The organism is Kitasatospora sp. NPDC008050 (genome assembly GCF_042957465.1).
In the GTDB taxonomy this organism is placed as follows: Bacteria; Actinomycetota; Actinomycetes; order Streptomycetales; family Streptomycetaceae; genus Kitasatospora.
This window is the reverse complement of sequence record NZ_JBIBIJ010000004.1, coordinates 300480-326491: the sequence shown is the minus strand read 5'-3', so window position 1 is coordinate 326491 and position 26012 is coordinate 300480. Positions and strand designations below refer to the sequence as shown.

The 26012-nt window shown below is 74.4% G+C and carries 14 protein-coding genes; all 14 read right to left on the bottom strand.

Annotation, left to right across the window (positions count from 1 at the left end; translation table 11 throughout):
• Nucleotides 1–5: 5 nt before the first annotated feature.
• The 14 genes from ACFZB9_RS10600 to ACFZB9_RS10535 all read right to left on the bottom strand — a co-directional run bounded on the left by ACFZB9_RS10600 (nt 6) and on the right by ACFZB9_RS10535 (nt 25944).
• Nucleotides 6–1400, bottom strand: a complete 1395-nt coding sequence (locus ACFZB9_RS10600; protein WP_391445647.1) for an MFS transporter — start codon at nt 1398–1400, stop codon at nt 6–8.
• A complete protein-coding gene (locus tag ACFZB9_RS10595) occupies nt 1394–3001 on the bottom strand; it encodes an amino acid adenylation domain-containing protein (RefSeq protein ID WP_391445645.1) in 1608 nt (535 codons plus the stop codon). The genes ACFZB9_RS10600 and ACFZB9_RS10595 overlap by 7 nt, the downstream gene beginning before the upstream one ends.
• Nucleotides 2994–3950, bottom strand: coding sequence for a thioesterase II family protein (locus ACFZB9_RS10590; RefSeq protein ID WP_391445643.1), 957 nt, complete (start codon nt 3948–3950; stop codon nt 2994–2996). Before ACFZB9_RS10590 ends, ACFZB9_RS10595 begins: the two co-directional genes overlap by 8 nt.
• Entirely contained in the window at nt 3947–5515 is a 1569-nt protein-coding gene (locus ACFZB9_RS10585; protein WP_391445641.1) for a condensation domain-containing protein, read from the bottom strand. Before ACFZB9_RS10585 ends, ACFZB9_RS10590 begins: the two co-directional genes overlap by 4 nt.
• A 68-nt stretch (nt 5516–5583) precedes the next feature.
• Entirely contained in the window at nt 5584–7641 is a 2058-nt protein-coding gene (locus ACFZB9_RS10580; protein ID WP_391445639.1) for a cytochrome P450, read from the bottom strand.
• The gene (locus tag ACFZB9_RS10575; protein WP_391445637.1) at nt 7638–9170 is read right to left on the bottom strand and encodes a condensation domain-containing protein; all 1533 of its coding nucleotides are present in this window, start codon (nt 9168–9170) and stop codon (nt 7638–7640) included. Before ACFZB9_RS10575 ends, ACFZB9_RS10580 begins: the two co-directional genes overlap by 4 nt.
• On the bottom strand, nt 9167–11068 hold the full coding sequence (locus tag ACFZB9_RS10570; protein ID WP_391445635.1) for a non-ribosomal peptide synthetase: 1902 nt from the start codon (nt 11066–11068) through the stop codon (nt 9167–9169). Before ACFZB9_RS10570 ends, ACFZB9_RS10575 begins: the two co-directional genes overlap by 4 nt.
• The gene (locus ACFZB9_RS10565) at nt 11065–11283 is read right to left on the bottom strand and encodes an MbtH family protein (RefSeq protein ID WP_391445634.1); all 219 of its coding nucleotides are present in this window, start codon (nt 11281–11283) and stop codon (nt 11065–11067) included. The genes ACFZB9_RS10570 and ACFZB9_RS10565 overlap by 4 nt, the downstream gene beginning before the upstream one ends.
• A gap of 64 nt (nt 11284–11347) precedes the next feature.
• Nucleotides 11348–15889 carry an amino acid adenylation domain-containing protein gene (locus ACFZB9_RS10560; RefSeq protein WP_391445632.1) on the bottom strand — a complete coding sequence of 1514 codons (4542 nt, stop codon included), beginning with the start codon at nt 15887–15889 and terminating at the stop codon, nt 11348–11350.
• Between the two features lie 24 nt (nt 15890–15913).
• Nucleotides 15914–20707 carry an amino acid adenylation domain-containing protein gene (locus ACFZB9_RS10555; RefSeq protein ID WP_391445630.1) on the bottom strand — a complete coding sequence of 1598 codons (4794 nt, stop codon included), beginning with the start codon at nt 20705–20707 and terminating at the stop codon, nt 15914–15916.
• A gap of 328 nt (nt 20708–21035) precedes the next feature.
• Nucleotides 21036–22394: a hypothetical protein gene (locus tag ACFZB9_RS10550; RefSeq protein WP_391445628.1), complete on the bottom strand. Its 1359-nt coding sequence runs from the start codon at nt 22392–22394 to the stop codon at nt 21036–21038.
• A 239-nt stretch (nt 22395–22633) separates the two neighbouring features.
• Nucleotides 22634–22930 (bottom strand): hypothetical protein, encoded by a 297-nt coding sequence (locus ACFZB9_RS10545; RefSeq protein ID WP_391445626.1) that lies wholly within the window; start codon nt 22928–22930, stop codon nt 22634–22636.
• An 88-nt stretch (nt 22931–23018) separates the two neighbouring features.
• Entirely contained in the window at nt 23019–23963 is a 945-nt protein-coding gene (locus tag ACFZB9_RS10540; protein ID WP_391445624.1) for an alpha/beta hydrolase, read from the bottom strand.
• Nucleotides 23964–24093: 130 nt separating this feature from the next.
• Complete coding sequence (locus ACFZB9_RS10535; protein ID WP_391445622.1) at nt 24094–25944, bottom strand: FAD-dependent oxidoreductase; 1851 nt, start codon at nt 25942–25944, stop codon at nt 24094–24096.
• Nucleotides 25945–26012: the final 68 nt, after the last annotated feature.

Sequence of the window (26012 nt, the reverse complement as noted above, 5' to 3'; positions counted from 1 at the left end):
GGGGACTAGCCGGGACATGGGGTTCCTTCCGGGAGGTCACGGTCATCGGGAGCGGCGACGGCGTCGAGCGCGTGCCGACGGCGCAGCGGCGAGCAGCCGAGGAGCAGGGCGGGCAGCAGGGCGGCGGTCATGATGCACCACAGGGCGCCGCGCGGCCCGAGCAGCGAGCCGAGCGTGCCGCCGGCCAGGGCGCCCAGCGGGATCGCGCCGAAGACCAGGAACCGCATGGTCGCCGAGATCCGCCCGAGCAGCCGGCGCGGCGTGTGCCGCTGGCGGAAGCTGCTGACCACCACGTTGTAGACAACCAGGCCCGCCATCGGCACGATGGCGCCGGGCAGGAAGTACGCGGTGGCCGCGCCGGGTCCGGTGAGCGGCAGCAGCAGGCCGAACGGGGCGGTGGCGGCCAGGCTGTACACGAGGGCGCGCGGCTCGCCCAGCCGACGGGCCAGCGGGGCGGCGGCGAAGGCGCCGGCGATCCCGCCGACACCGGTGGCGGCCATCAGCAGACCCACCCCGGCGGGCGACAGGTGGACGGTGCGGACCAGGAACACCACCAGGATCGCCTCATAGGCGGTCATGGCCAGATTGGCCAGCGCGGCGACGACCGTCAGCAGCCGCAGCACACGGTGCCGCCGCACGAAGCCCAGGCCCTCGCCGATCTCCCGCCACACCGAGGCGGCCGGGCCGCCGCGGGGGCCGGCCGCGGGCTCCGGAGCGAGCAGCAGGCAGAGGGTGGAGGCCGCGAACGAACCGGCGTTGACCAGGGGTCCGACGGTGGCGCCGAGCAGTTGGGCGAGCGCGCCGCCCAGGCCCGGTCCGGCGATCTGGGCCGAGGACTCGCTGCCCTGCAGCCGGCTGTTCGCGGCGACCAGGTCCTCGGGCGGCACGATGAGCGGCAGATAGACCAGGTAGGCGGTGCTGAAGAAGACGTTCGCCAGGCCCAGCAGAGCGGCCACCAGCATGATCTGGGTGAGCGTCAGCAGCTGGGCGGCGGCCGCGAGGGGGATGCTCAGCAGGGCGGCGGCCGAGGCCGCGTTGCAGCCGATCATCAGCCGCCTGGGGCTGTACCGGTCGACCCAGACCCCGGCGGGCAGGCCGACCAGCAGCCAGGGCACCCACTGGACGGCGGTGAGCAGCCCGATCTGGAAGGCGGTGGCGTGCAGCGTGACGGTGGCCAGCAGCGGCAGGGCGACACCGGTGATCGCGGTGCCGAACTTGCCGGCGGACTCGCCGATCCAGAGCAGCCGGAAGCTGCGGTTCGCCGCCAGGCCGCCGCGCCGGGCGGGCGCGGGGGCGGGCGCGGGGGCGGGCGGAGCGGGCGCGGGGGCGGGCGGAGCGGGCGCGGCGGGCGCGGCGGGCGCGCTGGTTCCCCGCACCCGCCCCGCCCGGGCGGTCAGCACCGCGCGCCGATCCGGGTGGCCTCGCGCTGCTCGGCGGCCGGCTCCGGGCTCAGGCTGCGCAGCAGCGCGGGGCGGTCGATCTTGCCGTTGGCGTTCAGCGGCAGCGCCGCCAGGTGGACGAAGCGGCGCGGCACCATGTGCGCCGGAATCCGCTGCCGCAGCCAGGCCTTGACCCCGGCGCGGGGCAGCTCCTCGCCGGTGTGGCAGGCCACCAGGTCGGGGCCGCCCGCCCCGGGCACGGCCAGCACCACCGCCTCGGCCACCCCGGGGTGGCGGCGCAGCGCGGTCTCGATCTCGCCCAGCTCGACCCGGTAGCCGCGGATCTTCACCTGGTTGTCGAGCCGCCCGAGGTGGACCAGGGTGCCGTGCTCCCGGCGCACCCGGTCGCCGGTGCGGTAGTAGAGCCCGGCGGCGGGCTCCGCATCGTCCTGGGCCCCGGCCGGGTCGGTGGCGGTGGGCCCGCTCAGGAAGCGGCCGTGGTTGTCGGCCGGGTCGAGGTAGCCGTCGAAGCGCTGGCTGCCGCGCACGCACAGCTCGCCCTCGGCCGCCTCGCACCCGTGCTCGTCCAGCACCAAGTGGTCCAGGTGCTCGTGGACCGGGCCGATGGGCACCGAGTCGTTGGAGGTCTGCGGCCAGCTCTCGCGCTCGGCGGGCAGCCGGTACTCGGTGACGGTGACGGTCAGTTCGGTCGGCCCGTAGATGTTGGCGATCACGCTGCCGGGCGCCACCGCCCGCCAGGCCTCAGCCTGACGGTACGTCAGTTGTTCACCGGCGAAGATGCTGTAGCGCAGCGAGTGGACCAGGCCGGTCGGCAGATTGCCGAGCGCGGCGCTGACCGAGACCAGCGAGGGGACCGAGAACCAGTGGGTGATGCCGCGCTCGACCAGGTAGGTCACCGGGGTGAGCAGGTCGCTGCGCTGCGGGACGACCAGGGTGGCGCCCGCGCCCCAGGTGACGAAGAGGTCGAAGAGCGAGGGGTCGAAGGTCAGGTCGAAGGTCTGCGAGGCCCGGTCCCCGGGCCCGAGTTCGAAGCGGGCGATGTTGTGGGCGATGTAGGGGGCGATGTTGCGGTGCCGGATCGGCACGCCCTTGGGCCGTCCGGTCGACCCGGAGGTGAAGAGCAGATAGGCCAGGTCGTCGCCGGTGGTCCGGTACGGCGGCAGCACGGTCGCGGGCCCGGCCGTCAACTCCTGGTCGGTGAGCGCGAGCAGCGGCGGCCCGGACCGGTCGTCCGCCGGCTCCCAGCGCTGGGCACCGGCCTGATCGGCGATCAGCAGCTGGGTGCCGGCCAGCGCGCACACCGCGCGGTTGCGCACGGCGGGGTGCTCGGGGTTGAGCGGGGTGACGGCGGCCCCCAGACGCTGTGCGGCGAGGTAGCCGGCGTAGGCGACCAGGCTGCGGGAGGCCAGCAGTGCGACCCGCTCGGGCGCGCCGCCGTTCAACGCCAAGATCCGCTCGGCCAGTTGGTCGGTGAGCCGGCTCAACTCCCGGTAGCTGTAGGCGGTGTCGCCGATCTCCAGGGCCGGCGCCTGCGGTCGGCGGGCGACGGTGCGGGCGAACCACTCGTAGAGGGTGGCCGCGGGCGCGGACGGGTCAGACATGGAGCACCTCGGTTCGGGGAGCGACTGGGGAGTGCCCGCCCGGCAAGATCGGCCGGACACTCCCCAGCGCCGCGTCAGGCAACTTTTGCCCGTCAAGGAGCGGCGTTCGGTGCGTGCTATCGGCGTGCCGGCCGGAAGCCCTCGTACTGGACGTACTTGGGCTTTCGGCCGGTGCGGCGAGAGTGCGTGCCGGGCGTCGCGACGGGGCGAAGGTTGCCTGACGCGGCACTAGTTGCCGCAGCCGGGCGGCGGCGGACTCGGCGCGGGTGAACAGGAAGTCGTGGCCGCCCTCGAACACCGCGAAGGCGGTCGGTGCGCTGGTGTACTCGCGCCAGGCGCCCAGCGCGGCGCCGCTCGGTGCGGCCGGGTCCCCGGTCGCGTTCCACACGTGCAGCGGGACGGCGAGCGGGGCCCGCGGCCGGGCGGCCTCCGCGGCCGCGTAGGCGTCGATGGCCTGGTAGTCGCCGCGCCACTGATCGACCAGCCGGCGCAGCAACTCGGGCTCGGCGGCCAGACCTTCGGGCAGCGTGCCGCCGGTCACCTTGCCCAACAGCGTCTCGTCCGCGAAGCCGTCGTCGGCGTGGCACGGCTGCCGGTGCGACGGCAGCTGACCGGCCACCACCAGGGCGCATACCGCCCCGGGGCGCAACAGCGCCAGCTCGCGGACGAGTTCGAGCGCGATGTACCCGCCCAGGCTGTGCCCGACCACCACCAGTTCGCCTGGACACAGCCCTTCGGCCAGTTGCCGGGCCAGCGCCTGGGCGCGGCTCGGGATCGAGGGCGCCTGCCCGCTCTCACCGGCGGCACCCGGCCGGCGCAGGGCCACCGAGACCGGCAGCCCACCGAGTGCCTGGGTCAGCGGCCGGGCGCTGCGGGCCGTGCCACCGATGCCCGGGATCAGCAGCACCGCCGGGCCGGACGCGGGCGGCGGGGGCTGGAAGCGGATCACGGGGCCTCCCCGGCCAGTTCGGCGGCCAGCCGCGTCAGCAGCGCCGCATAGGCGGTGGCGAGCGCCTGGGCGGCGCAGGCCGCCGGGGCGGTCCCGGCGCAGCTGAAGACGGTCACCAGGTGGGCGCCGTCGACGGCGGCGTGCGCCTCGACCGGGTGCGAGAGCAGGTTGTCCGGATGGCGGTCGGCCCCGATCTCCTCACCGGCCTCGCCGAACAGCTCCTCGGCCCGCTCGGTGAACCGGCCCAGGTAGTTCACCAGCACGCCGGCGGGCGGCGCCGATTCGGACTCGGCTGCCGTGTCGTGCAGTTCCTGGTCGGCGGACTTGACCAGGGTGCGCAGCGCGACACCGTCCGCGGTGAGCCGGATGGTCTGCAAGCGGGTGAACCAGCCGGTGGTCCGGCTGATGTCGAGCCGCTCGGCGGGGCCGGTGTCCCGGCCGTGCCGCTCGATGTCGACGGCCACCCGCTCGGCACCGTGGCCCTGGGCGACCACCTGGGCGACGGCCGCCACCACCACCGCGTCCAGGCCCACCCCCAGTTCGGAGCGGGCGCGGCCGAGCAGGGTCCCGGTCGTCTCCGCGTCGGTGCGCACGGTGGCGGTGGTGGCCCGGGAGACCACGGCGTCCGGATTGTGACGAGTCGTCACCTCACCCTCCCGGACCTCGGCGAGCTGCTCGGCCCAGACCCCGTACGGGCTGGTGGCGGCCGGCAGGTCGAGCGGCTCGCCCTGTTCCAGGCGGCGCACGCTCCTGGCCAGGTCGCCGCGCAGGATCCGCCAGGAGGCGCTGTCCACGGCGAGGTGGTGCGCGGTGACGAAGAGCCGCTGCCCGGCGGTGCCCAGGTCGAGGAGCGCGGCCCGCACCAGTGGGCCGGTCACCGGGTCGACGGCGCGCTGCAGCCGGGTGGTGGTCGCCAGGATCGCCGCGGACCGCCGCTCGGGCGGCTCGGCGGACAGGTCGTGCCGTTCCAGGTCGAGGCCCACGTCATCGGCATAGCGCAGCCGGCTGCCGTCCGGGGTGCGGTGCAGGCGCAACCGGAAGGAGTCGTGGTGGTCCAGCACGGCGGTCAGCGCGGTGCCGAGCAGCGCGGGGTCCAGGCCGTCCGCGCGCCACAGGACCGACTGGGTGACGTACTGCGGGTGCGGCTGAGCCAGGCAGAACCGCAGCTGGGCCGCGGTGAGCGGAAACTCCCCGGGGCCGGCCTGCGCAACGCCGGTTGCCGTGGCCCCGGTTGCCGCGGCGCCAGTGGTCGCCTGTCCCCGGTCCGCGATGCGCGCCGCGAGTTCGGTGACCGTCTGGTACTCGATCAGCTCCAGCGGGGTGAACTCCAGCCCCTCCTCGCGGGCCAGCGCCACCGCCTCGATGATGAGCAGCGAGTCGCCGCCCAGGTCGAAGAAGTTGTCCGACGGCCCGACCGGCACGCCGTCCAGCACCTCCGACCAGACGGCTGCCAGCAGCTCCGCCACCGCACCCGTGTCCGCGCCGGTCTCCACGCCCGCGTCCACGCCCGCGTCCACGCCCGCGTCCATGCCCGCGTCCGCACCTGTCTCCGTGCCTGTGTCCATGCCCGTGTGCATCCCCGCGTCCATCTCTTTCCCCTCCGTCGTGCCCGGGCCCACCCGGGTGGCGCCGGTCATCGGGCCACCAGCCGCACCGGCAGCTCGTCCAGACCGAAGTTGATGATCGACTTGTTGTGCCGGGGCCGGCCGATCAGCTCCACCGAGCTCACCTGGTCACGCAAGGCGGTGAAGATCGCGGCCAGTTCGGCCTTCGCCAGCGCGGCGCCGAGGCAGAAGTGCGGCCCCCGGCCCAGGCCGAGATGCCGGTTGGGTGCCCGGTCCAGCAGCAGTTCCTCGGGCCGGTCGAACTGGGCCGGATCGTGGTTCGCCGCCCAGGTCCACACCACCACCTTCTCCCCCGCCCTGATCCGGGCATCGCCCAGCCGCACGTCCCGGGCGGCGGTGCGCAGCACGTGCAGCCCGGAAGAGGTCCAGCGCAGCAACTCGTCCACCGCGTCGGCCGGTTCGATCTCACCGTCCCAGAGCGCCTGGAGCCGGCGGGGGTTGCGCAGCAACGCGAGCATGCCCATCGCGGCGGTGTGCCGGACCGTCTGGACGCCGCCGACCAGGATGTTGTCCAGGTTCAGCACCACATCCTCGATCGGCAGCGGGCTGCCGTCCATCCGGTGCGTGGCCAGCACGCTGACCAAGTCGTCGGCCGGGCGGGCGCGGTGGGCGATGGTGTGCAGGAACAGGTAGCGGATCAGCTCCTGGTGACCGGCGCGGCGCTCCTGTGGCGTGGCGCCGAGGAACGCCCGGTCGGAGAGCGCGACCACCTTCGCGCGGTCGGCCTCCGGGATGTCCAGCAGGTCGCACATCACCGCCAGCGGCACCGGGGCGATCGCGTCGACGAAGTTGACCTCGCCCCGGGCCAGCCCCGCCTCGACGGCCTGCCGGGCGATCTCGGCCAGCCGGGGCGCATAGCCGGCGGTGTTGCGCGCGTTGAAGAACGGCGTCAGCGGGGTGCGGATGGTGCGGTGCACCGGCGGGTCGGTGAACGCCATCATCGTCCCGGACCCGGCCGGCGCCGAACCGTCCGGGGAGGTGCCCAGCAGCGACCCGCCCAGCGAGCTGAAACTCTCGGCGTCGCCGAGCACTTGGGCCGCGTGCTGGTAGGAGAGGACCGCCCAGGTGGGCCCGTCGCCCGCGACCGTCATCCGCCGCACGGGCGCGGCCGCGCGCAGCGCGTCGATCCGGGCCGCCACGCCGGGGCCGGCCCAGAAGGTGGTGTCGGTCAGGTCGAGGTCCCGGTCCGGGTCCGGGTCCCCGCCCGGGTCCAGGTCCAGGTCCCCGTCCAGGTCCGGCAGCCGCTCGGACCGGACGGCGGCGGGCGACACCGGCATCGACGCGTTCAGCGGCTCGGCGATCGCCAAGTCCGCGACCGAGCGCAGCAGTTCGACCGGCCCCGGGTCGGTGGGCACGGCGAGCAGGTGGCCGCCGGGCACCACCGTGGTCGCCACCGGGCGCTCGCTCACCGCTCCCCAGGCCGCCAGGTCCGGGCCGGACACCAGCGGATCGCCGGCACCCACCACGGCGTGCAACCGCACCTCGGGCGGCAGTTGGCCGGGCCGGCACCGGTAGCCGCGGCACAGCGCCAGGTCGGCGCCGGTGACGGCCAGGGTGAGCGCCTTGAGTTCGGCGTGCTGCGCGACCACCCGGTCGGCCTCGGTGGCGGCCAGCAGCGCGGCGGCATCGACCTGCTCCGGCAGCTCGGCGGCCCAGCGCTGCGGGGCGTGGGCGGAGGCGGGCACGAAGAACCGGGGCCGGTGGCCCGGCGGCAGCGCCCTGGCCACCTCGTAGCCGAGCAGCGCGCCGAAGCTCTGACCGTAGATCCCGAAGGCGATCCCGGGGTGGGTGTGCGGCAGCAGCGCGCCGACCACCTGGCGGACCAGCTCGTCGAAGTCGGCGGGCAGCACCTCGCGCAGCCGGGCGCCGCGGCCCGGCAGCCGCAGCCCCCAGACCTCGATCCCGGGCGCCAGTTCGCGGGCCAGCGGCGCGAAGGCGGTGGCGTCGCCGCCCGCGTGCGGCAGGCAGAAGAGCCTGGTGTGGGCCGCCGGGGCCGGGGCCGGCAGCAGGAACCAGTCGTCGACCACCTGGGGCCGGTCCGACGGGCGCAGCACGCTGCTGGTCATCGTGTTCCCTCCCTCTTTGATGCGTCGTCAAAGCCGGGCAGCGGCGTTGCGCCGTCCAGCAGCGGGCCGAGCAGGGTGTCCGGTCGGCGGCTCAGCAGGCTCAACAGCTCGCAGTACTCGTCGCGGATCCGCTCGGCCCGCCGCTCGCCGTAGCGGCGGGCATCGACCGTCAGGCAGCCCTGGATCCGGTCGGGCCCCTCCTCGCGCAGGTCGAGTTCGAGGTCGAAGCGGGCCTCGTCGTCGTGCAGGATCCGGACCTCCGCGACGGCCAGGCCGTGCCAGTCCCCGGCGTCGCCGCCCACGCTGCGGTCGCCGACCAGCTGGCACATCACCTGGACCAGCGGCTGGACACCGGGGCGCCGGGGCACCCCGAGCGCGCTGACGATCCGGTCGAAGGGCAGCAGGTCGTGGTCGAGCGCGGCCGCGACGGTGGCGTGGGCCGCGCGCACCGTCGCGGCGAAGGTCGATTCCGCGTGCAGCCGACTGCGCAGCGGCAGCAGGTTGACGAAGTAGCCGACCACGTCGTCGAGTTCGGGGAAGGGCCGGCCGCAGCTGGGCACGCCCGTCACCAGGTCGGTGCGCCCGGTGGCCCGGGCCAGCCAGAGAGTGAACGCCGCGTGGCAGACGGCGAACGGGCTGCTGGCCTGCCGGGCGGCCAGGGACCGCACCTCGCGCACGGTGGCGGCGGGCAGGTCGAAGTGGAGCGAGCGGCCGAGCCGTTGGCCGGTCCGGTCCGCTGCCGGGTCCGCTGCCGGCTCGGGCGGCGGCTCGGGCGGCGGGGTGGACTCCTGCGGCGCCTGTGCCAGGGTGCGCCGCCAGTGGTCGAGCGCGGCCGCGTAGCGCGGTGAGCCGCTCAGCCCGTCCTGCTGCCAGGCGGCGAAGTCCGCGTACTGGTGGTGGAGTTCGGGCAGCCTCGCGGGCGGCCCGCCGGCTCGTGCCGAGTAGAGCGCGGCCAGGTCGCGCAGGATGATCCGCATCGACCAGCCGTCGACCACGAGGTGATGGAAGGTCAGGACCAGCGCGTGGTCCGTCCCTGCGAACCGGAGCAGCCGGGCCCGGATCAGCGGGCCGGTGGCGAGGTCGAACGGCATGGCCAGCTCCGCTCGCGCCGCCCGCTGGATCTGCGCCTCGCGCTCCTCGGGCGAGCGGCCGGGCAGGTCCTCGACCGCCGGGGCCTGCCCGCTGCCGAGCGGGTGCAGCAGCCCCTGGGGGCGCCCGCGCCGCGCGGTGCGGACGGCCGTCCGCAGCGCCGGCTGCCGGGCCAGTAGGTCCGCCAGCGCCCGCTCCAGGGCCGGGGCGTGCAGCGCACCACGCAGCCGCAGCGCGGTGCACACGTGGTAGGTGGTGGCCTCGGGCCACAGCTGCTGGAGGAACCAGAGCTGCCGCTGGCCCTCGGTGAGCGGGACCTCGCCGTCCTGCCCGGTGCCCCGCGGGAGCGGGCTCGCCGCAGCGGTGTCCGGGCCGAGCAGCGCGGCCAGCAGCTCCCGCATCGCGTCGTCCGGGCCGGCCGGCAGGGGGGTGGTGGTCATGACGCCAGCCTGCTCAGCAGCTGCGGCAGGTCGGGTTCGGCCCCCGCGCGGTCGAGTTCGGCCCGCACCGCGGCCGTGAAATCCGCCAGGTCGGCGGCGGCGAGCAGGCTGCCGAGGGTGACCTCCACTCCCAGCGCCGCCCGGAGCACATGCACCAGTCGCACCGCGAGCAGCGAATGCCCGCCCAGCGTCAGGAAGTTGTCGCTCGCCACCACCGGCCCGACGCCGAGCAGCCGGGACCAGGTCAGTCCGATGAGCCGCTGCAAGGCGTCCTCGTCCTGGCCCTCCTCCTGCCCCTGGTCCTGAACCTGCCCCTGGCCCTGGCCCTGGCCCTGCGCCCGCGCTGCCGCCCGGTCCGCGGTGAGGTCCGGCACGGGCAGCGCCCGGCGGTCGATCTTCCCGTTGGCGGTCATCGGGAGCGCGGGCAGCACGGTGATGCCGGCCGGGACCAGGTACTCGGGCAGCTTCGCCCGCAGCTGCGCCCGGATGCCCTCCGGGTCGGGGGCGCTGCCCTCGGCGGCCGTCACATAGGCGGCCAACCGCTTGTCCCCGGGCTCCGGTTCGTGCACCGTCACCGCGCAGGTGGCGACCGTCGGGAGCGCGGCGAGCACGGTCTCGATCTCGCCCAGCTCGATCCGGTAGCCCCGGATCTTCACCTGGCCGTCCCGCCGCCCAACGAACTCCAGTCTGCCGTCCGGCAGTCGGCGCACCAGGTCGCCGCTGCGGTACATCCGCGCGCCCGGTTCGGCGCTGAACGGGTCGGGCAGGAACCTACCAGCTGTCAGCGCGGCGCGGTTGAGGTAGCCGTGGCCCAACGCCGGACCGGCGACGTAGAGTTCGCCCGTCTCGCCGTCCGCAGTGGGCCGCAGCCGCTCGTCCAGCAGGTGGACGATCCGGTCGCCGACCGGGCGCCCGATCGGCAGCGCCTCCCCCGCCAGGTCGGCGGGCCGCAGCGGCTGCACGGTGGTGAACACGGTGGCCTCGGAGGGGCCGTAGCAGTGCACCAGCTCGGTGTCCGGGTAGCGGCGGGCGATCTGCCGGGTGTACTCGACGCAGGCGCTCTCACCGCCGAAGAGCAGGTGCCGCGGGGCCTTGGCCGGGCCGCCCTGGGTGAGCGCCAGCAGGTTGAAGGCGGCCGTGGTGAGGAAGAGCACGCTGGCACCGTGCTCGGCCGCCGTGTGCGCGGTGGCGATCGGGTCGGTGTTGCCGTGGCCGGGGATCAGCACCCGGCCACCGGAGAGCAGCGCTGGATAGAGGTCCAGGATGTGCCCGTCCCAGGAGAGCGCCGCGTGCAGCACCGCGGTGGCTCCCGGGCCCCAGTAGGCGTACCGCTCCCCGGCGAAGAACCCCGGCACCGCGCGGTGCGGCACCAGCGTGCCCTTCGGCGTGCCGGTCGAGCCCGAGGTGTACGGCACGTACACCACGTCCTCGGCGGAGAGTTCCAGCCGCAGGTCCCGGGTGTCCTGCCCGGGCAGCTCCGGGTCCGCCAGGTCCAGCACCCGCACGCCCAGCCGGGGCGCCGCCGCCGGGTCGGCGCTCACCAGGACCACCGGCGCCGCGTCCCGCACGAAGTGCGCCAGCCGCTCGGCCGGCACCCCCGGCTCCAGCGGCACATACGCCGCACCGGCCTTCAGCACCCCCAGCATCGCCGCCACGCACTCCGGCGACCGCGCCAGATGCAGCCCCACCCGGTCGCCCACGCCCACCCCGTGGCCGCGCAGCCACCAGGCCACCTGGTTCGCCCGCGCGTTCAGCTGCCCGTAGGACCACTCGCCCGCACCCGGCTGAACCAGCGCGACGGCCTCCGGGCAGGTCCGCACCTGCTCCTCGAAGAGCTCGACGACCGTCCCCGTGCTGCCCAGCAGCGTCCTGGGTCCGATCTCCAGTCCGATGGTCATCGCACGGACTCCTCGGCCCGGCGCCGCTCGATGGAGTCCCGCAGGCTCTTGGGGCGGATGTCCGACCACACCTGCTCGACCCGGGCCAGGCAGTCCGCCTCGCTGCCGCTGGTCCCCTCGGCCCGCCAGCCGAGCGGGAGTTCCAGCTCGGCCGGCCAGAGCGAGTACTGCTCCTCCTCGTTGACCACGACGTTGAACTCGCTGAAAGCGTCCATGGTGACTTCTCCTCTTCTGATACTTCGTCAGATACCGGGGAATCTCAAGGGGTTGTGGCGGCGGTCACTGCCCCGCCGTGATCGCGTCCAGGGCCGCCAGGTAGCCGCCCGCGTACTCGGCCGCAGCCCGCTCGGGCAGCCTGGCCCGGTCGTGGTCGACCAGCAGCAGGCCGTCGTCCGAGGTCGGGTCGAGCACCACGGCCGCGCTGAGCGCGAAGTTGGTCGGCTCGTGCCGCATGGTCGGCTCGAAGCGCAGGCTGTCGCTGACGATCTGGGCGGCGCCCTCGGCGAGCCGGCCCAGCGCGTGGAAGCGCAGGAACCCGAAGTTGCTGTCCAGCGCGGTGCCGGTCATCAGCCGGGCCAGGGTCGCGAACGGCATCCGACGGTACGGCAGCATCGCCGTCTCCTGCTCGTGCAGCAGGCGGGCCAGCGCACCCGGTGCGCCGTCCAGCACGGCGCTCACCGGCACGGTGTTGAGGAAGAGGCCGAGCGCCTCGGTGCCGCCGTCCTTGGCCAGCCGGCCGTTGACCGAGAGCCCGCTGGTCACCCGGGGCGCGCCGGTGATCCGGCCCAGCGCCACCAGGTGGGCGGCGAAGGCCGCGCTCTTGGGCGTCCCACCGCTGATCGCCGCGGCCAGCCGCAGCGCCGCGCCGATCCCGGGCAGCAGCCGTTCGGTGCTGCGCACGCCCGACTCCCCCGCCACCGGGGCGAGATCGGCGCGTGGTCGCAGGGTGCCGTCCACGCCGGCCAGCCGGTCGCGCCAGAAATCCAGCGCCGCCGGGTCGGCCGCCGCCGTTCGCTCGGTGGCGACGAACTCGCCGAAGCCGGACTTCGGCGGGGCCAGCGGCGGGCGCTCCGGGTCGGCCAGCAACTCGGCGTGGCGGCGCAGCAGTTCCGACAGCAGCGAGGTGAAGCTCCAGCCGTCCAGGATCGCGTGGTGCTCGGCGACGGTCAGCTGGAAGGTGTCGTCGGCGAGCAGGTGCACGGCGACCGCGAAGAGCGGGGCGCTGCCGAGCGAGAAGCCGGTGCTCCGCAGCCGCTCGAACTCCTGCCGCACCGCCCTCTGCCGCTCGGGCTCCGGCAGTTGCCGCAGGTCGGTGACCTGGAGCGGGGGCGCCGGGGCGCCGTGCACCAGCTGGAGCGGCTCGCTGAAGGACATCAGGTCGATCGAGGTCCGCAGTACCGGGTGGCGCTCCATCGCCTCGGTGACGGCCTGTGCGAAGAGCGCCGGGTCGAAGGCGCCGGTCACCAGGTAGCTGTTGACGTTGTGATAGCTGTCGGTGCCCCCGGAGAGCTCCATGTGGTAGGCCATGGCCAGCTGCATGGTCGCGGTCGGGTAGGCGTCCACCACGCCGTCCGGCATTCCCGCCCGGTCGTCCGCCGCGATCAGGGCGAACGGCTGTTGCTCCAGGGGTTCTTCGGTGCTCGCCAGGTCCGGTGCGGCCACCCTGGCGAGGGCCGCGACCGTCGGCCGGGCGAAGAAGTCCTGCAGCCGCACGCTCCAGCCCGCCGCGCGCAGCGCACTGGCCACCCGCACCGCGCGCAGTGAATCCCCGCCCAGGTGGAAGAAGTTGTCGTGGGCACCGAGCTCGGTCACGTCCAGCACCTGGGACCAGATCTTGGCCACCAGCACCTCCAGTTCGCCGCTCGGCGCCACCCGCTCACCCTCGGCATGGAGCACCAGGGCACCGGAGGGCGCCGGCAGCGCGGCCCGGTCGATCTTGCCGTTGGTGGTCAGCGGCAGCGCGGGCAGCACGGTGAAGCCGGCCGGGACCATGTACTCGGGCAGCGTGGTGCGCAGATGGCGCCGCAGCTCGGCCAGGTCCGGCTCGCCGCCCGCCGTTCCGGTGAGGTAGGCGGCCAGCCGCCGGTCGCCCGTCTCCGGTTCGTGCACGGTGACCGCGCAGGTGCCCACGGACGGGTGGGCGGCGAGCGCGCTCTCGATCTCGCCCAGCTCGATCCGGTAGCCGCGGACCTTCACCTGGCCGTCCCGTCGGCCCAGGTACTCCAGGCCGCCGCCGGGCAGTTGGCGCACCAGGTCGCCGGTGCGGTACATCCGGGCGCCCGGCACCGGGCTGAACGGGTCGACCAGGAAGCGCTGCGCCGTCAGGCCGGGCCGGTTGACGTAGCCGTGCGCCAACGCCGCGCCGCCGATGAAGAGTTCGCCCGGCACCCCGACCGGTACCGGCCGCAGCCGGTCGTCGAGCACCACCTGGGTCAGGTGCCCCAGCACCGCACCGACCCGGCTGCGGTCGAAGTCCGCCGCCGTGTCCGCGCCGATGTCGTGGGCGGTGGCGTGCACCGTGGTCTCCGTCGTCCCGTACAGGTTGCACAGCTCGGCGGGCGGCTGCTGCGGCAGCGCGAACCAACGGCGCACCGCGGGCGGATCCAGCGCCTCACCGGCCAGCAGGACCCGGCGCAGCCGTGGCAGCGGGCGTGGGCGCTCGGCCAGCTCGGTGGTCAACTGCCGGAAGGCCGAGGGGGTCTGGGAGAGCAGGGTGACCTGTTCGCGGGCCAGCAGCGCGGCGAACTCCTCGGGCGAGCGGCAGGTCAGATGGGGGACGACCACCAGCTTGCCGCCGTGCAGCAGCGCGCTCCAGATCTCCCACACGGAGACGTCGAAGGCATAGGAGTGGAAGAGCGTGGCCACCTCGTCTGCGCCGATCGCCAGCCGCCGTGCGGTTGCGGCCATCAGCTCGCCGACGCTCCGGTGGGCGATCTGCACCCCCTTGGGGCGGCCGGTGGAGCCGGAGGTGAAGATGAGGTAGGCGACGTCGTCGGCGGTGGCCCCCGCCTCGGGCCGGTGCGCGGGGCGCCGCGCGATCGCCTCGGCCTCCCGGCGCAGGTGCACGGTGTGCCACGGGCCGTCGGCCGCGCCGTCCTCCTGGTCGGTCACCACCACCCGCACCTGGGCGTCGGCGAAGGCGAAGGCCAGCCGCTCGGCCGGTGCCGTGAGGTCGACCGGGACGTAGGCCGCCCCGGTCTTGAGGACGGCGAGGACCGCCACCACGGCGTCTGCCGTCCGGTCCAGGTAGAGGCCGACCCGGTCGCCGCGCCGCACTCCGGCCTCGTGCAGGTGGTGGGCCAATCGGTTGGCCCGGGTGTCCAGTTCGGCATAGCTGAGCGAGCGGGTGCCGTCGGTGAGCGCGGCCGCGGTGGGCGCCTCGTCGACCCGCTGCTCGAAGCCGCGGTGCAGCGGCAGGTCGGCGCCGGCCGGCTCGGCGGGCCGTGGCAGCAGGGCCGGCAGCCCGGCCTGCGGCACCAGGCCGAGCACGCCGAGCGGGGTGTCCGGCGAACCGATCGCCCGGTCGAGCAGCTCCCGCCAGGCCTCGGCCAGTCGCGCGATGGTGGCCCGGTCGTACAGGTCGGTGCTGAACTCCACCTCGCCGTGCAGCTCGCCGTCGTCGTAGGTGGACCAGATCAGGTCGAACTTGGTGGTCCCGTTGGGCTGCGACCGGCCACGGCCGGTGGCGGTGCCCAGCCGCAGCTCGGCCTGGTCCTGGGTGTGCGCGCCGAACAGCAGCTGCACCAGCGGCGGGTGGTTGCCCGCCCGGTCTGTGGCCACCTCGTTGACGATGGCGTCGAACGGGGTGTCCAGGTGGCCGTAGGCGTCGAAGGAGGTGTCCCGGGCCTGCTCGACCAGCTCGCGGAAGGTCGCCTCCGCCCCGGTGTGCAGGCGCAGCGGCAGTACGTTGACGAAGTAGCCCATCAGGTGGTCGAGTTCGGGGCGGCTGCGGGTGGACACCGGGGTGCCGATCACCAGGTCCTGCTCCCGGGTGTACCGGTGGACCAGGGTGGCGAAGGCGGCCAGCAGCACCGTGAACGGCGTGGCCCCGAGCGAGCGGGCCAGCTCGCCGACCCGGGCCGCGGTGCCGGGTGTCAACGCGTAGTGGTAGGTGTCGCCGTGGGCACCGGCCCGGTCCGGGCGGGGGCGGTCGGCGGGAAGCGTGGTGACCGCCGGGGCGCCGCTCAGCCGCTGCCGCCAGTAGGCCAGATCACGCTCACGCGGGGTGGACTGCTCCCAGAGGCTGTAGTCGGCGTACTGCACGGGCAGTTCGGGCAAGGCCGGGGGGCGGCCGGTCAGCGCGGCGTCGTAGGCCTCGGTGAGCTCCCGCTCGAACAGGCCCATCGACCACTCGTCCCAGACGATGTGGTGGAAGACCGCGACGATGCTGCTCCGTTCCTCCTCGCCTGCGGTGGCGTGCCTGATCAGCCGGACCCGCAGCAGCGGGCCCTCGGCGAGGCCGAACGGCTCCCCGGCGTCCTGCGCCACCGCTGCCGCGGCCGCCGCCGCGCGCCGGTCGGCGGGCAGGGCACTCAGGTCGGTTAGCGCGATCGGCACCGGCAGTGCGGCGTGGACCAGCTGGCAGGGCTCGTCCCGGTCGGCGGCGAAGGTGGTGCGCAGCGCCTCGTGCCGCGCGAGGATGGTGTCCAAGGCCTGCTGGAGGGCCGTCAGTTCGACCGGACCGTCGAGGTCGAGCACCCACGGGATGTTGTAGGCGGCGCTGCCCGGGGTGAGCCGGTCGAGGAACCACAGCCCGCGCTGCAGGCCGCAGACCGGTGCCCGGTCGGCGTGCCGCCGGGTCAGGGCATGGTAGTTGCCCATGATCACTCCAATTCTGTGGGGGCGTCAGGCCAGTTGGGCGGCGAGGGCCGAGACGGTCCTGCAGCTGAAGATCAGCCGGGGCGGGACCTCCCGCTCCAGCGTCTCGGCCAGCAGTACCGCGACCCGCACCGCGCGCAGCGAATCCCCGCCGAGCTGGAAGAAGTTGTCGTCGACCCCGATGTCCCGCACGCCCAGCACCTCGGTCCAGACCTCGGCGACGCGCCGTTCCAGCTCACCGGCGGGCGCCCGGTGACCGGCCGCCGGGTCCCCCGACCGCCCGGTGATGGGCTCGGGGGCGGGCAGCGCCCTGCGGTCGATCTTCCCGTGGGCGGTGAGCGGGAGTTCGGGCAGCACGGTGAAGCCGGCGGGCACCATGTACTCGGGCAGCCTCGCCAGCAGGTGGCCGCGCAACTCGGCGGCCTGCGGCAGCGCACCCGGCTCGGCCGTGAGATACGCCGCCAGCCTCTTGGCGCCCGGCGTCGGCTCGTACACGGTCACCGCGCAGGTGGCGACCTGCGGGTGGGCGGCGAGCGCGTTCTCGATCTCGCCCAGCTCGATCCGGTAGCCGCGGACCTTCACCTGTCCGTCCCGTCGGCCGATGAACTCCAGGACGCCGTCCGGCAGTCGGCGCACCAGGTCACCGGTCCGGTAGAGCCGCGCACCCGGTTCGGCGCCGAACGGGTCGGGCAGGAAGCCGCGCGCCGTCAGAGCGGCCCGGTTCAGGTAGCCGTGGCCCAGCGCCGGTCCGGCGATGTACAGTTCGCCCTCCTCGCCTGCCGCGCTCGGTTGCAGCCGCTCGTCCAGCACATGGACGGTCCGGTCGCCCAGCGCGCGGCCGATCGGCACCGCGGGCCGCTCCAGGTCCGCCGCTCGCACCTGGTGCACGGTGGCGGCCACCGTCGCCTCGGACGGGCCGTAGAGGTGCACCACGTTGACCTCGGGCAGTTCGGTGAGCATCCGGCGGAAATGGTCGGCCGGGATCCGGTCGCCGCCGAGCAGCAGGTCCCGCAGGCTCTTCAGCAGGCCCGGGTCGGCCGTGACGACGGCGCCGAAGGCGGCCGCGCTGAGCAGCAGGACGGTGGCGCCGTGCTCGGCCGCGAACTGCGCGACGCCGATCGGGTCGGTGTCGCCCGACTCCGGGATCAGCACCCGGCCGCCGGAGAGCAGCGCCGGGTACAGGTCGAGGACGTGGCCGTCCCAGCTCAGCGCCGAGTGCAGCACCGCCGTCGACCCCGGCCCCCAGGAGGCGTAGCCCTGCCCCGCGAAGAACCCCGGCACCGCCCGGTGCGGCACCAGCGTGCCCTTCGGGATCCCGGTGGAGCCCGAGGTGTACGGCACGTAGAAGGCGTCCTCGGGTGACAGCTCCGTCTTCGGGTCGCTGGTCCCACCGGCCGTCAGCGCCGGGTCCGCGAGGTCCAGCACCCGCACCCCGAGGCCGGCCGCCGTCACCGGATCGGCGCTCACCACCAGCACCGGCGCCGCGTCGCGCACGAAGTGCGCCAGCCGCTCGAACGGCACCCCGGGCTCCAGCGGCACATAGGCCGCCCCCGCCTTCAGCACCCCGAGCATCGCCGCGACACCCTCCAGCGACCGCGCCAGGTGCAGCCCCACCCGGTCGCCCACGCCCACCCCGTGGCCGCGCAGCCACCAGGCCACCTGGTTGGCCCGCGCGTTCAACTCCCGGTAGGACCACTCCCCTGCGCCCGCCGGTCGGACCAGCGCGACGGCCTGCGGGCAGGCCCGCACCCGCTCCTCGAAGCGGTCGACCACCGTCCCGGTGCCGGCCACCGGCTCGCCGACCGCGGCCGCGGGGTCCGCGGCGTAGCGGGCGAGCGAGTCGATCCACTCCCGGCAGAACGCGGCGACGGTCGCCCGGTCGTACAGCCGCGCGTCGAACTCGATCCAGCCGCGCAGCGCCGTGCCGGGGTCCTCGATCATCCAGACCTGCTCGAACTTGGCCACCTGGTGCGCGTGCAGCCGCCGGGTCCCGCTCAACTCGCCCAGCCGGACCGCCGATCCACTGGCCGGGTGCAGCTCGAAGGCGGTCTGGAAGAGCGGGCTGACGTCGAGCCGCCGGTCGTCCAGCACCGCGTTGACGATGCTGTCCAGCGGCGTGTCCCGGTGCGCGTGGGCGTCGAAGGAGGTGTCGCGGACGTGCCGGACCAGCTCACGGAAGCCGAGCCCCGCCGCGACGCGCAGCCGCAGCGGCAGCATGGTGACGAAGTAGCCGATCAGCGGGTCGAGTTCGGGCCGGCTGCGGGTGGTGACCGGCGTGCCGATCACCAGGTCCTCGCCCCGGGTGTGCCGGTGCACCAGGGCGGCGAAGGCGGCCAGCAGCACGGTGAACGGCGTGGCGTCCTCGGCGCGGGCCAGCTCGCGGATACGCCGGGCGGTCTCGGCCGGGATCTCGAAGCGGAGACTGTCCCCGCGCGGTGCGCCCTGCTCGGGGCGCGGCCGGTCCGCGGGCAGCACGGTGACCGCCGGGGCGCCGCGCAACTGCTCGGCCCAGTAGTCGAGATGCCGCTGCTGTGGCATCTCCTGCTGCCAGCTGCTGTAGTCGGCGTACTGCACGGGGAGTTGGGCCAGGCCCGGCTCGCCGCCGCCCACCGCGGCGGCATACAGCTCGCCCAGCTCGCGTTCGAAGACGCCCAGCGAGGACTCGTCCCAGATGATGTGGTGGAAGACCGCGACCAGGGTGCTGCGCTCGGCGCCGTGCCGGATCAGCCGCACCCGGAAGAGCGGCCCGTCGGCCATGCTGAACGGCGCCCGCGCGTCCTGCTCGACGGCCGCCGTCACGGCGGCCTCGTGCCCCTCGTCCTGGCCGGCGCTCAGGTCGGTGACGGCGATCGGCACCGGCCGCTCGGGGTGGATCACCTGGCGCGGTTCGCCGCGCTCGGCGGCGAAGGTGGTGCGCAGCACCTCGTGCCGCGCGACCAGCCCGTCCAGCGCCAGCTGAAGGACCGTCGGATCGAGCGGGCCGTCCAGCTCGAAGACCCAGGGGATGTGGTAGGCCGTCGAGTCCGGGTTGAACTGCGCGTGCGTCCACAGGCCGCGCTGCAGTCCGGACAGCGGCGCGGTCGCGGCCTTGCGCCGGGTCAGCTCCGGACCCGCGGCCGGCGCACCGGCCGCGGCCATCGCCGCCGCCAACTCCCGTACGGTCTGCGCCTCGAAGACGGTGACATGGGAGACGTCCGCGTACGGGGTCTCCAGCATCCGGCCCGCGACCCGCAGGGCGGTGAGCGAGTCCCCGCCGAGGTTGAAGAAGTTCTCGTCCGGGCCGATGCCCGCCACGCCGAGGATCTCGGACCAGATGCCGGCGATCAGACGCTCCAACTCGCCGGCCGGGGCATCCTGTTGCGTGTCCTGCCGGTCCTCCGTCGGGGCGGGCAGCGCACGGCGGTCGATCTTGCCGTTCGCGGTGAGCGGGAGCGCGGGCAGCACGGTGATCGTGGCCGGCACCATGTACTCGGGCAACGTCGCCCGCAGGTGGCGCTGCAGCTCGTCCGCCCGCGGGAGGCCGGTCCGCTCGGCCGTGACGTACCCGGCCAGGCGCCGGTCCCCCGGCGCCGGCTCGTACACGCTCACCACGCAGCTCGCCACGTCGGGGTGCGCGGCCAGTGCGCTCTCGATCTCCCCCAGCTCGATCCGGTACCCGCGCACCTTCACCTGATCGTCCCGGCGCCCGCCGAACTCCACGGTGCCGTCCGCCAGTCGGCGTACCAGGTCACCGGTCCGGTACATCCGCGCGCCCGGCACCGGGCTGAACGGGTCGGGCACGAAACGCTGCGCGGTGAGGCCGGACCGGTTCAGATAGCCGAGCGCCAGCGCCGCCCCGCCGATGCACAGCTCACCGGCCGCCGCTTCGTGCATCTCCTCGTCCAGCACGTACAGTTCCCGCTCGCCGATGGCCCGGCCGATCGGCACCGAGCCGCCCGCCTGTGCCTCGCGCACCTCGTGCACCAGGCTGGTGATCACCGCCTCGGTCGGCCCGTAGGCGTTGAGCAGCGGGATCCCGGTCTCGCGCAGCCAGCGCGCGGCCGAGGCGGCGGGCATCGTGTCGCTGCCGCAGACCATCAGCCGCAGGCTCGCCAACTCGCCCGCGTAGTGGGCGAGCAGCGCGGTGAACTCCTGCCAGTACCCGGCCGGCAGGTTCGCCACCGTGACGCCCTCGCGCCGGATCAGCGCGGCCAGCTCCGCCGGCGCGGTCACCCGCGCCTCGGTCATCGCCAGGCAGGCCCCGGCGGTCAGCGCGGTGAGCACCTGCTCGACCCAGACGTCCACATACGGCGCGCTGAACTGCAGCACCACGTCGTCCGCCGTGATCCCGAACCGCTCCCGGGCGGCGGCGAGATGCCCGTCCAGCGGCCCCCGGCCGACGGCCACCCCCTTGGGCGTCCCGGTCGTCCCGGAGGTGTAGATGACGTACGCGACCTCGCCCGGGCCCGCGCTCCGCCGCGCCCCGGCCGCCTCCCGCGCAGCGCCGTCCGTCAGCAGCACCGCCCCGCTGTCCGCGAGGATCGCCGCCACCCGTGCCTGCGGCGCCTCGGGGTCCAGTGGCAGAAAGGCGACGCCGGCCTTCAACGCGGCCAGCAGCGCGACGACATACTCCACCCGGTCCGCCGCCCGCACCCCGACCACCCCGCCGGGCCCGGGCACCAGCCCCGCCAGCCGCCCGGCCAGCGCCTCACTGCGCCCCGCCAGCTCGGCGTAGTCAACGCTGCGACCCCCCACCCGGATCGCGGCCCGCGACGGCGCGCGCCGGGCGACGGCGGCAATCAGCTCCAGAGCGCCGGGCGGGGCGGCGACGGGCCCCGGCACCGGCGACGGCGGACCCACGGGAGGCGCTGCACTCAGCGGGCTCACTGGACTCGGCGGACGCGGCGGACTCGGCGGACTCGGCGGGCTCACTGGACTCGGCGGCGAACTCTTCAACTCGGCCATGCCCCAAACCAACCGCCCGGAGCCTGCCGCCAAGGGCAGTGCACGAGGCAGGAGGGCGGCAGTTTGGCTTCCTGACAACTGCCGCTGCGGCATCAGGGCCGGCGACAGCCCGGCAGGCCGGGCCGGACGGAGAGCCCGCTCCGCCCCGCCCGGCCTTCAACGCCCCAGGACACCCGTCCGGGGAGCCCGGCTCAGGACGTGCCGATCAGAACTTCCCGAGGCCGTGCGGTGAGCCGAGGCCGGTGGGGCCGTCCCAGCCGGGGCCGGCCTGGCACACCTTCTCGCCCCAGCCGAACTTCTGGCAGATGGCCGGTGATCCGCCATCGGTGGTGACGTCGTGGAAGACCGAGGCCGGAGCCCGGTAGAGCGCGCTCGGGCCGACCGCGCCGGTCGAGTGGCCACTGCTGCGGACGTACCAGGCGGCGACGAACGGTGAGGACGCGCTGGTGCCGCCGCTGACGAGCCAGTTGTTCGGCTTCCCGGTGGAGGGCGCGTAGGTGTCGTACACCGCGGGCCCGCTCGCCGGGTCGGCGACGGCGGACACGTCGGTGGCCGCCCGGTGGCCACCGCAGTTCGCCGCGACCGAGGCGGGCTGACCGGCCGCCGGGGGCAGCGTCAGGGCGCAGCCACCGTGCAGGTTGTGCCACGCCGTCTCGGTGAACTGCTGTCGGGACGCGTCGACGGGCTTCAACGAGGTGCCCCCGACCGCGACCGCCCAGGGCAGCTCCGCCGGCCAGGTGTAGCTCGTGTCGACGACGGTCCCGGCCTTGGCGGTCGCGTCGGTCCCGGCCTTGGCGGTCGCGTCGGAGCCGGCGGCGGTCGCGTCGGAGCTGCTGATGTCGCCGCTGGAGGCGAACAGCGGCACGCCCGGCTGGCGCACGGCCTTGCTGTAGTCCGCGTCCGCCGTCGAGGCGTCGAGGAACTCGACGTCGCTGAGGCTGACCGCGTTGGCGCCCAGCCGGACCGCGGTCTGGTAGGCGACCGCGTAGTCGGCCGCCTTCTCCGCGGGGAGCAGCTCACCGGTCGCGTCGATGTCGGGCGTCTGCACCACCATGATGTGGCAGTCCGGGCAGGCCGCCGAGGCCATGTCGACGTCCAGCGAGGTCTCGACGGCCGCTTCCTCCTCGGCCACCTTGAACTCCGTGGTCGTCCCGGGCGCAACCGGTGGCCCGCCATGGAAGTCGGTGACGGTGAGACACCCGCTGGCCGTGGTGCACGCGGGCAGCCCGTACTGCTTTCGGTAGGTGGCGAGATCGGACTCCAGGTGCGTGTTCGCACCGGTGCTGATGAGCGCGATCGTGCCCTTCCGCCCGACCGAGGCCCGTGGCAGGGAGTACGCCCTGGCGAGGTCCGTCGCACCGAGCCCGACCGGGGTGTCGGTCGACAGCACGGTGCCCGAACCCGGGCTCGTGGTCACGACATCCGCGTGACAGCCCGATGCGCACATGGTCCGCACCCCGTGGCTGCTGAGCAACGTGCCCTCGTGGACCTGGAGTTGCAGGCTGGCGATGTCCGACGAGGCCTGAGCCGACGTGGCCTGGGCCACCCCGGTCGTCAACGCCATCGTCGCCACGACCGGCAGCGCACAGGCCAGCACGAGACCACGTGAGCGCCTGAGTGTTCCCCGGTGAGAACGCAATTCTCCTCCTCGGCAGGTCGGCAGCACCACCGCTGCCGTTGACGCCGCATCCTGACCGACGGATGTTTGGAGCTTGTTCGGAAGCCATGGTGATCCGGTCAGGCGAGGGCGGTGGTTTCATTAGGCGTTCGGTTGGGTCACCACCGTGCGCGACACCGGCCAGGTCACCCCTCGTCACTCGGCTTGACAGGACGTACGTACCACTCGGAGGAGAAGTCCGCCTGGAGGACCACTTCGTCCCGGTCGAGGTAGTCGGCGTCATGAAGGACGACTCCGCTCACGACGAAGTGGCCGATGCCCGAGTCAACAGAGACGCGCATCTCGCCCGACCTCGGGATCAGTGGCACGTCGATACGGATCGGGGCCTCGGGGGGCAACGCACTGAGGGCATCGAGTAGCTCCCCCACCGTCAACTCCACGGTCTCGTGCCAGTAGCGCTCGATCCTCGTGTCATCGGCCATGCGGCACAGGATACGAGCAGGACAACGTGATCGACTGGTGCCGATCAGCTCGTGTGCAGCAGCGGGGCAAGCATCGATCGGTACGGCACTAACGTCCGGCGAGCGTGTGCCCCAGCAGGGACATCGCCTCGGGCAGCACCCGCCGCCAGAAGCCGTCCGTGTGCTCCCCGTCGGGGAACCGCGCCTCGCGCGCTCGCGCCTGGCGGGCGACCTCGCGGGCGGCCGGGCAGAACGGGTCCTCCTGGCCGCACCAGACGCCGAGGGCACCGAGGGCACCGAGCCGCATCCGGTCGAGGCGCAGCAGCGGCTCGTGGGCCTGCCAGTCCGCCTCGTCGGCGTATCCGCCGATCGGGCGGGCGTCCGCCCAGCTGCGGAAGACGGCCGGGCTGAGCAGCGCCACGGCGTCCAGGTCGTGGCCGCTCTGCGTGCGCCCGATGGCGTACTGCAGGGAGCCGGAGCCGCCCATCGAGATCCCCATCGCGGCGCGCGGCGCGGACAGTCCGCGGGCCTGCAGCCAGCCGGGGAGCTCCTCGCCGAGCATCGCCTGCGGGTCGTCGCCGTCGCCGGGCGAGCGCTGGTGCCAGTAGGTGGCGTCCCCGCCGTCCACCGCGACGACGGCGAACGGCGGCACGCCGCCGTTGACCGCGGCCGCCAGGAACTGCGGCGTCCCCAGCGCCACCATGCCCCGCGCGTCGTTGCCGCGCCCGTGCAGCATCACGCAGACCGGCAGGCTCGTGCTCGCCGCGGTGCCGGGCGGCAGCATGGTGACCAGCGTGACCTCCCGGCTGCGCGCCGCCGAACGCACCTGCTCGATGTGGACCGCCCCGGGCGCCAGGTCCGGCACCGTACCGTCCGTCCCGGTCAACCCCAGCGCCTTCTTCAGCTCCACCCCGCCGGGCAGCCACCCCGCGAGCATCCCGCCCCCGGCGGCGCCCCCGAGCAGCGCACCGCCGCCCACGACGCCGGCCCCGATCCGCAGCACGCGCCGCCGCGACACCGCGCGCTCGACGGGATCCGCCGTCAGTCTCCGCATTGCTCCACGCTTCCCCCTGTACCAGTCGGCCGGCTCCAGCGACCGATCACCGTAGTGGACGAGGGATCCGAGCGCGTGGTTTCGCCCGCGCGGCAGCAGTTCATCGGGCCGGTCGAACCGGAGGAGGCGCTCAGCCCAGGTCGAAGGTGTTCGGCAGGCCGAGCCGGTAGCGGGCCTCGTCGACCAGCTTGAGCGGTTCGAGCTCCGGGGCACGGAAGAGCAGCCAGATCGGGCAGCGTTCGGCGGTGGAGCCGTCGGCGTCCAGGAGGGCGTTGACGGCGCGGCGGGCGGACTCGTTGGCGCCCTCCATGGTGGCGAGGTCGACGTCGGTGCGGACGTAGTCGCCGGCCAGGAAGAAGTTGCCCACCGCCGTCGCGGCGGACGGTCGGCTGTAGAGCGTGCCCACGGGGTGGATCAGCAGTTGCTCCCGGTTGGCCGGCGCGGGGCCGCCCAGGCCCGTGACGGCCGGGTCCATGAACCACGAGTGCAGGTTGGCGTCCTCCAGCCAGCTGCGGCCCGGGCGGTTGAACGCCCGCTTGCACTGGGCCCAGACCTCCCGCACCACCTCCTCGCGCGTGCACTCCTTGGCCGTCTTCCCGTACAGGATCCCGGGCTTGTCCCATTCCGAGACGCAGACCGACAGGCAGTCGGTGACCGTTCCGTCGCCGTAGTCGGCCGCGAAGTCCCGGTCCCAGAACTGCGCCTGGTCGACCGTGGTCAGCGACCACGGGGAGTCGAGGCAGGCGGCGTGACCGTGCACCAGCCGCACGGGCCGGCGCAAGTAGTACTGGACGCCCGTCATCCAGTCCGTCCGGATCGCGTCGCAGCGCGGGAGTTGGGGGTCGGCGGCGCGCAGTTGCGGTCCCCAGGTGCGGCGGGCGTGCTCGACCGGCAGGGCGGAGAGGTAGTAGTCGGCGGTCACCGTCTCGGGTGTGCCGCCGCCCGCCGGCGCGATGCGTACCCCGGTGATCCGGCCGTCGGCGTAGACGACTTCCTGGACCTCGGTCCCGGTGCGGAACTCGACGCCGAGCGAGGCCAGGTGAGCCGTCCAGGGGTGGATCCAGGCCTCGCTGGTCGGGGCGTTGAGCACCCGGTCGGGCTGGCCGTCGACGCCGCGGCCCAGCAGCCCGTTCAGCAGGAAGGCCTCGACGATGGTGCGCGCCACGGTGCGGGTGCTGGCCTGCTCGGCCTTGGTCGCGACCAGGTCGCGGGTCAGCCCGACCCCGAGGAGGCGCTGGTAGTCGTGGGACATCCGGTCGGCCTTGATGAACTCCCACCAGGGCACCCGCTCCCACTGCTGCTCGCGGCGCAGGTCGCAGCTGGTCAGATGGACCAGGACCCGGTCGACGAAGTAGCCGAGCTCGTCGGCGGGCAGGTGCAGCACCTCGTCCAGCACGCCGCTCAGGGTGCGGCGCAGGGCGTCCGGGGCGAGATCGCCCGGGTCGAGCGGACGGGTGAGGGTCTGGAACGGGAGCAGCAGCCCGGGGCGCGGGGCGTCGTAGGCGAGCAGCGTCTGGGTACCGTCGCGCAGGTTGTCGTGCACGCCACCGGGGTTGCCGGGGTACGGGATGCGGCGCAGGGTGTCCGGCAGGTTGCGGTAGAAGCCGGGGAAGAAGCGGAACCCGTGCTCGCCGGGCAGCGGCCGACGGCCACCGGCCGCGCTGCCGGGCACGTCCATGCTCCGGGCCTTGCCGCCGAGCGCGGTGTAGTACTCGTACACGGTCACCCGGTAGCCGCGCTCGGCGAGTTCGTGCGCGGCACTCAGTCCGGAGACCCCGCCGCCGAGCACCGCCACGGTCCGCCCGCCCCGGGTGCTCCCCGTGCGCGGCGCGGTACTCGGCGCCGTACTCGCCGCCGCGGAGGTCGCCGGTGCGATGGCCAGCGCCCCACCCACCGCGGCTGCCGCGGCTGCCCGGGAGAGGAACTGACGCCTGGTCCGGCCGCCTGTCGCGACGGTCTTCGGGTTCTCCGTGGCCGCCATGACACGTACCCCTTTGGTTACTCAGAGCGACTGGTCGGCCTCAGTATGCACGGGCCACGGCCGGGGAC

Excerpts from the sequence above, each read along its gene's own strand:
- ACFZB9_RS10565 (WP_391445634.1), bottom strand. The coding sequence starts at position 11,283 with ATGGACGCTTTCAGCGAGTTCAACGTCGTGGTCAACGAGGAGGAGCAG.
- ACFZB9_RS10535 (WP_391445622.1), bottom strand. The coding sequence starts at position 25,944 with ATGGCGGCCACGGAGAACCCGAAGACCGTCGCGACAGGCGGCCGGACC.
- ACFZB9_RS10595 (WP_391445645.1), bottom strand. The coding sequence starts at position 3,001 with ATGTCTGACCCGTCCGCGCCCGCGGCCACCCTCTACGAGTGGTTCGCC.
- ACFZB9_RS10570 (WP_391445635.1), bottom strand. The coding sequence starts at position 11,068 with ATGACCATCGGACTGGAGATCGGACCCAGGACGCTGCTGGGCAGCACG.
- ACFZB9_RS10540 (WP_391445624.1), bottom strand. The coding sequence starts at position 23,963 with ATGCGGAGACTGACGGCGGATCCCGTCGAGCGCGCGGTGTCGCGGCGG.
- ACFZB9_RS10580 (WP_391445639.1), bottom strand. The coding sequence starts at position 7,641 with ATGACCAGCAGCGTGCTGCGCCCGTCGGACCGGCCCCAGGTGGTCGAC.
- ACFZB9_RS10575 (WP_391445637.1), bottom strand. The coding sequence starts at position 9,170 with ATGACCACCACCCCCCTGCCGGCCGGCCCGGACGACGCGATGCGGGAG.
- ACFZB9_RS10560 (WP_391445632.1), bottom strand. The coding sequence starts at position 15,889 with ATGGGCAACTACCATGCCCTGACCCGGCGGCACGCCGACCGGGCACCG.
- ACFZB9_RS10550 (WP_391445628.1), bottom strand. The coding sequence starts at position 22,394 with ATGGCGTTGACGACCGGGGTGGCCCAGGCCACGTCGGCTCAGGCCTCG.
- ACFZB9_RS10585 (WP_391445641.1), bottom strand. The coding sequence starts at position 5,515 with ATGGACACAGGCACGGAGACAGGTGCGGACGCGGGCATGGACGCGGGC.
- ACFZB9_RS10545 (WP_391445626.1), bottom strand. The coding sequence starts at position 22,930 with ATGGCCGATGACACGAGGATCGAGCGCTACTGGCACGAGACCGTGGAG.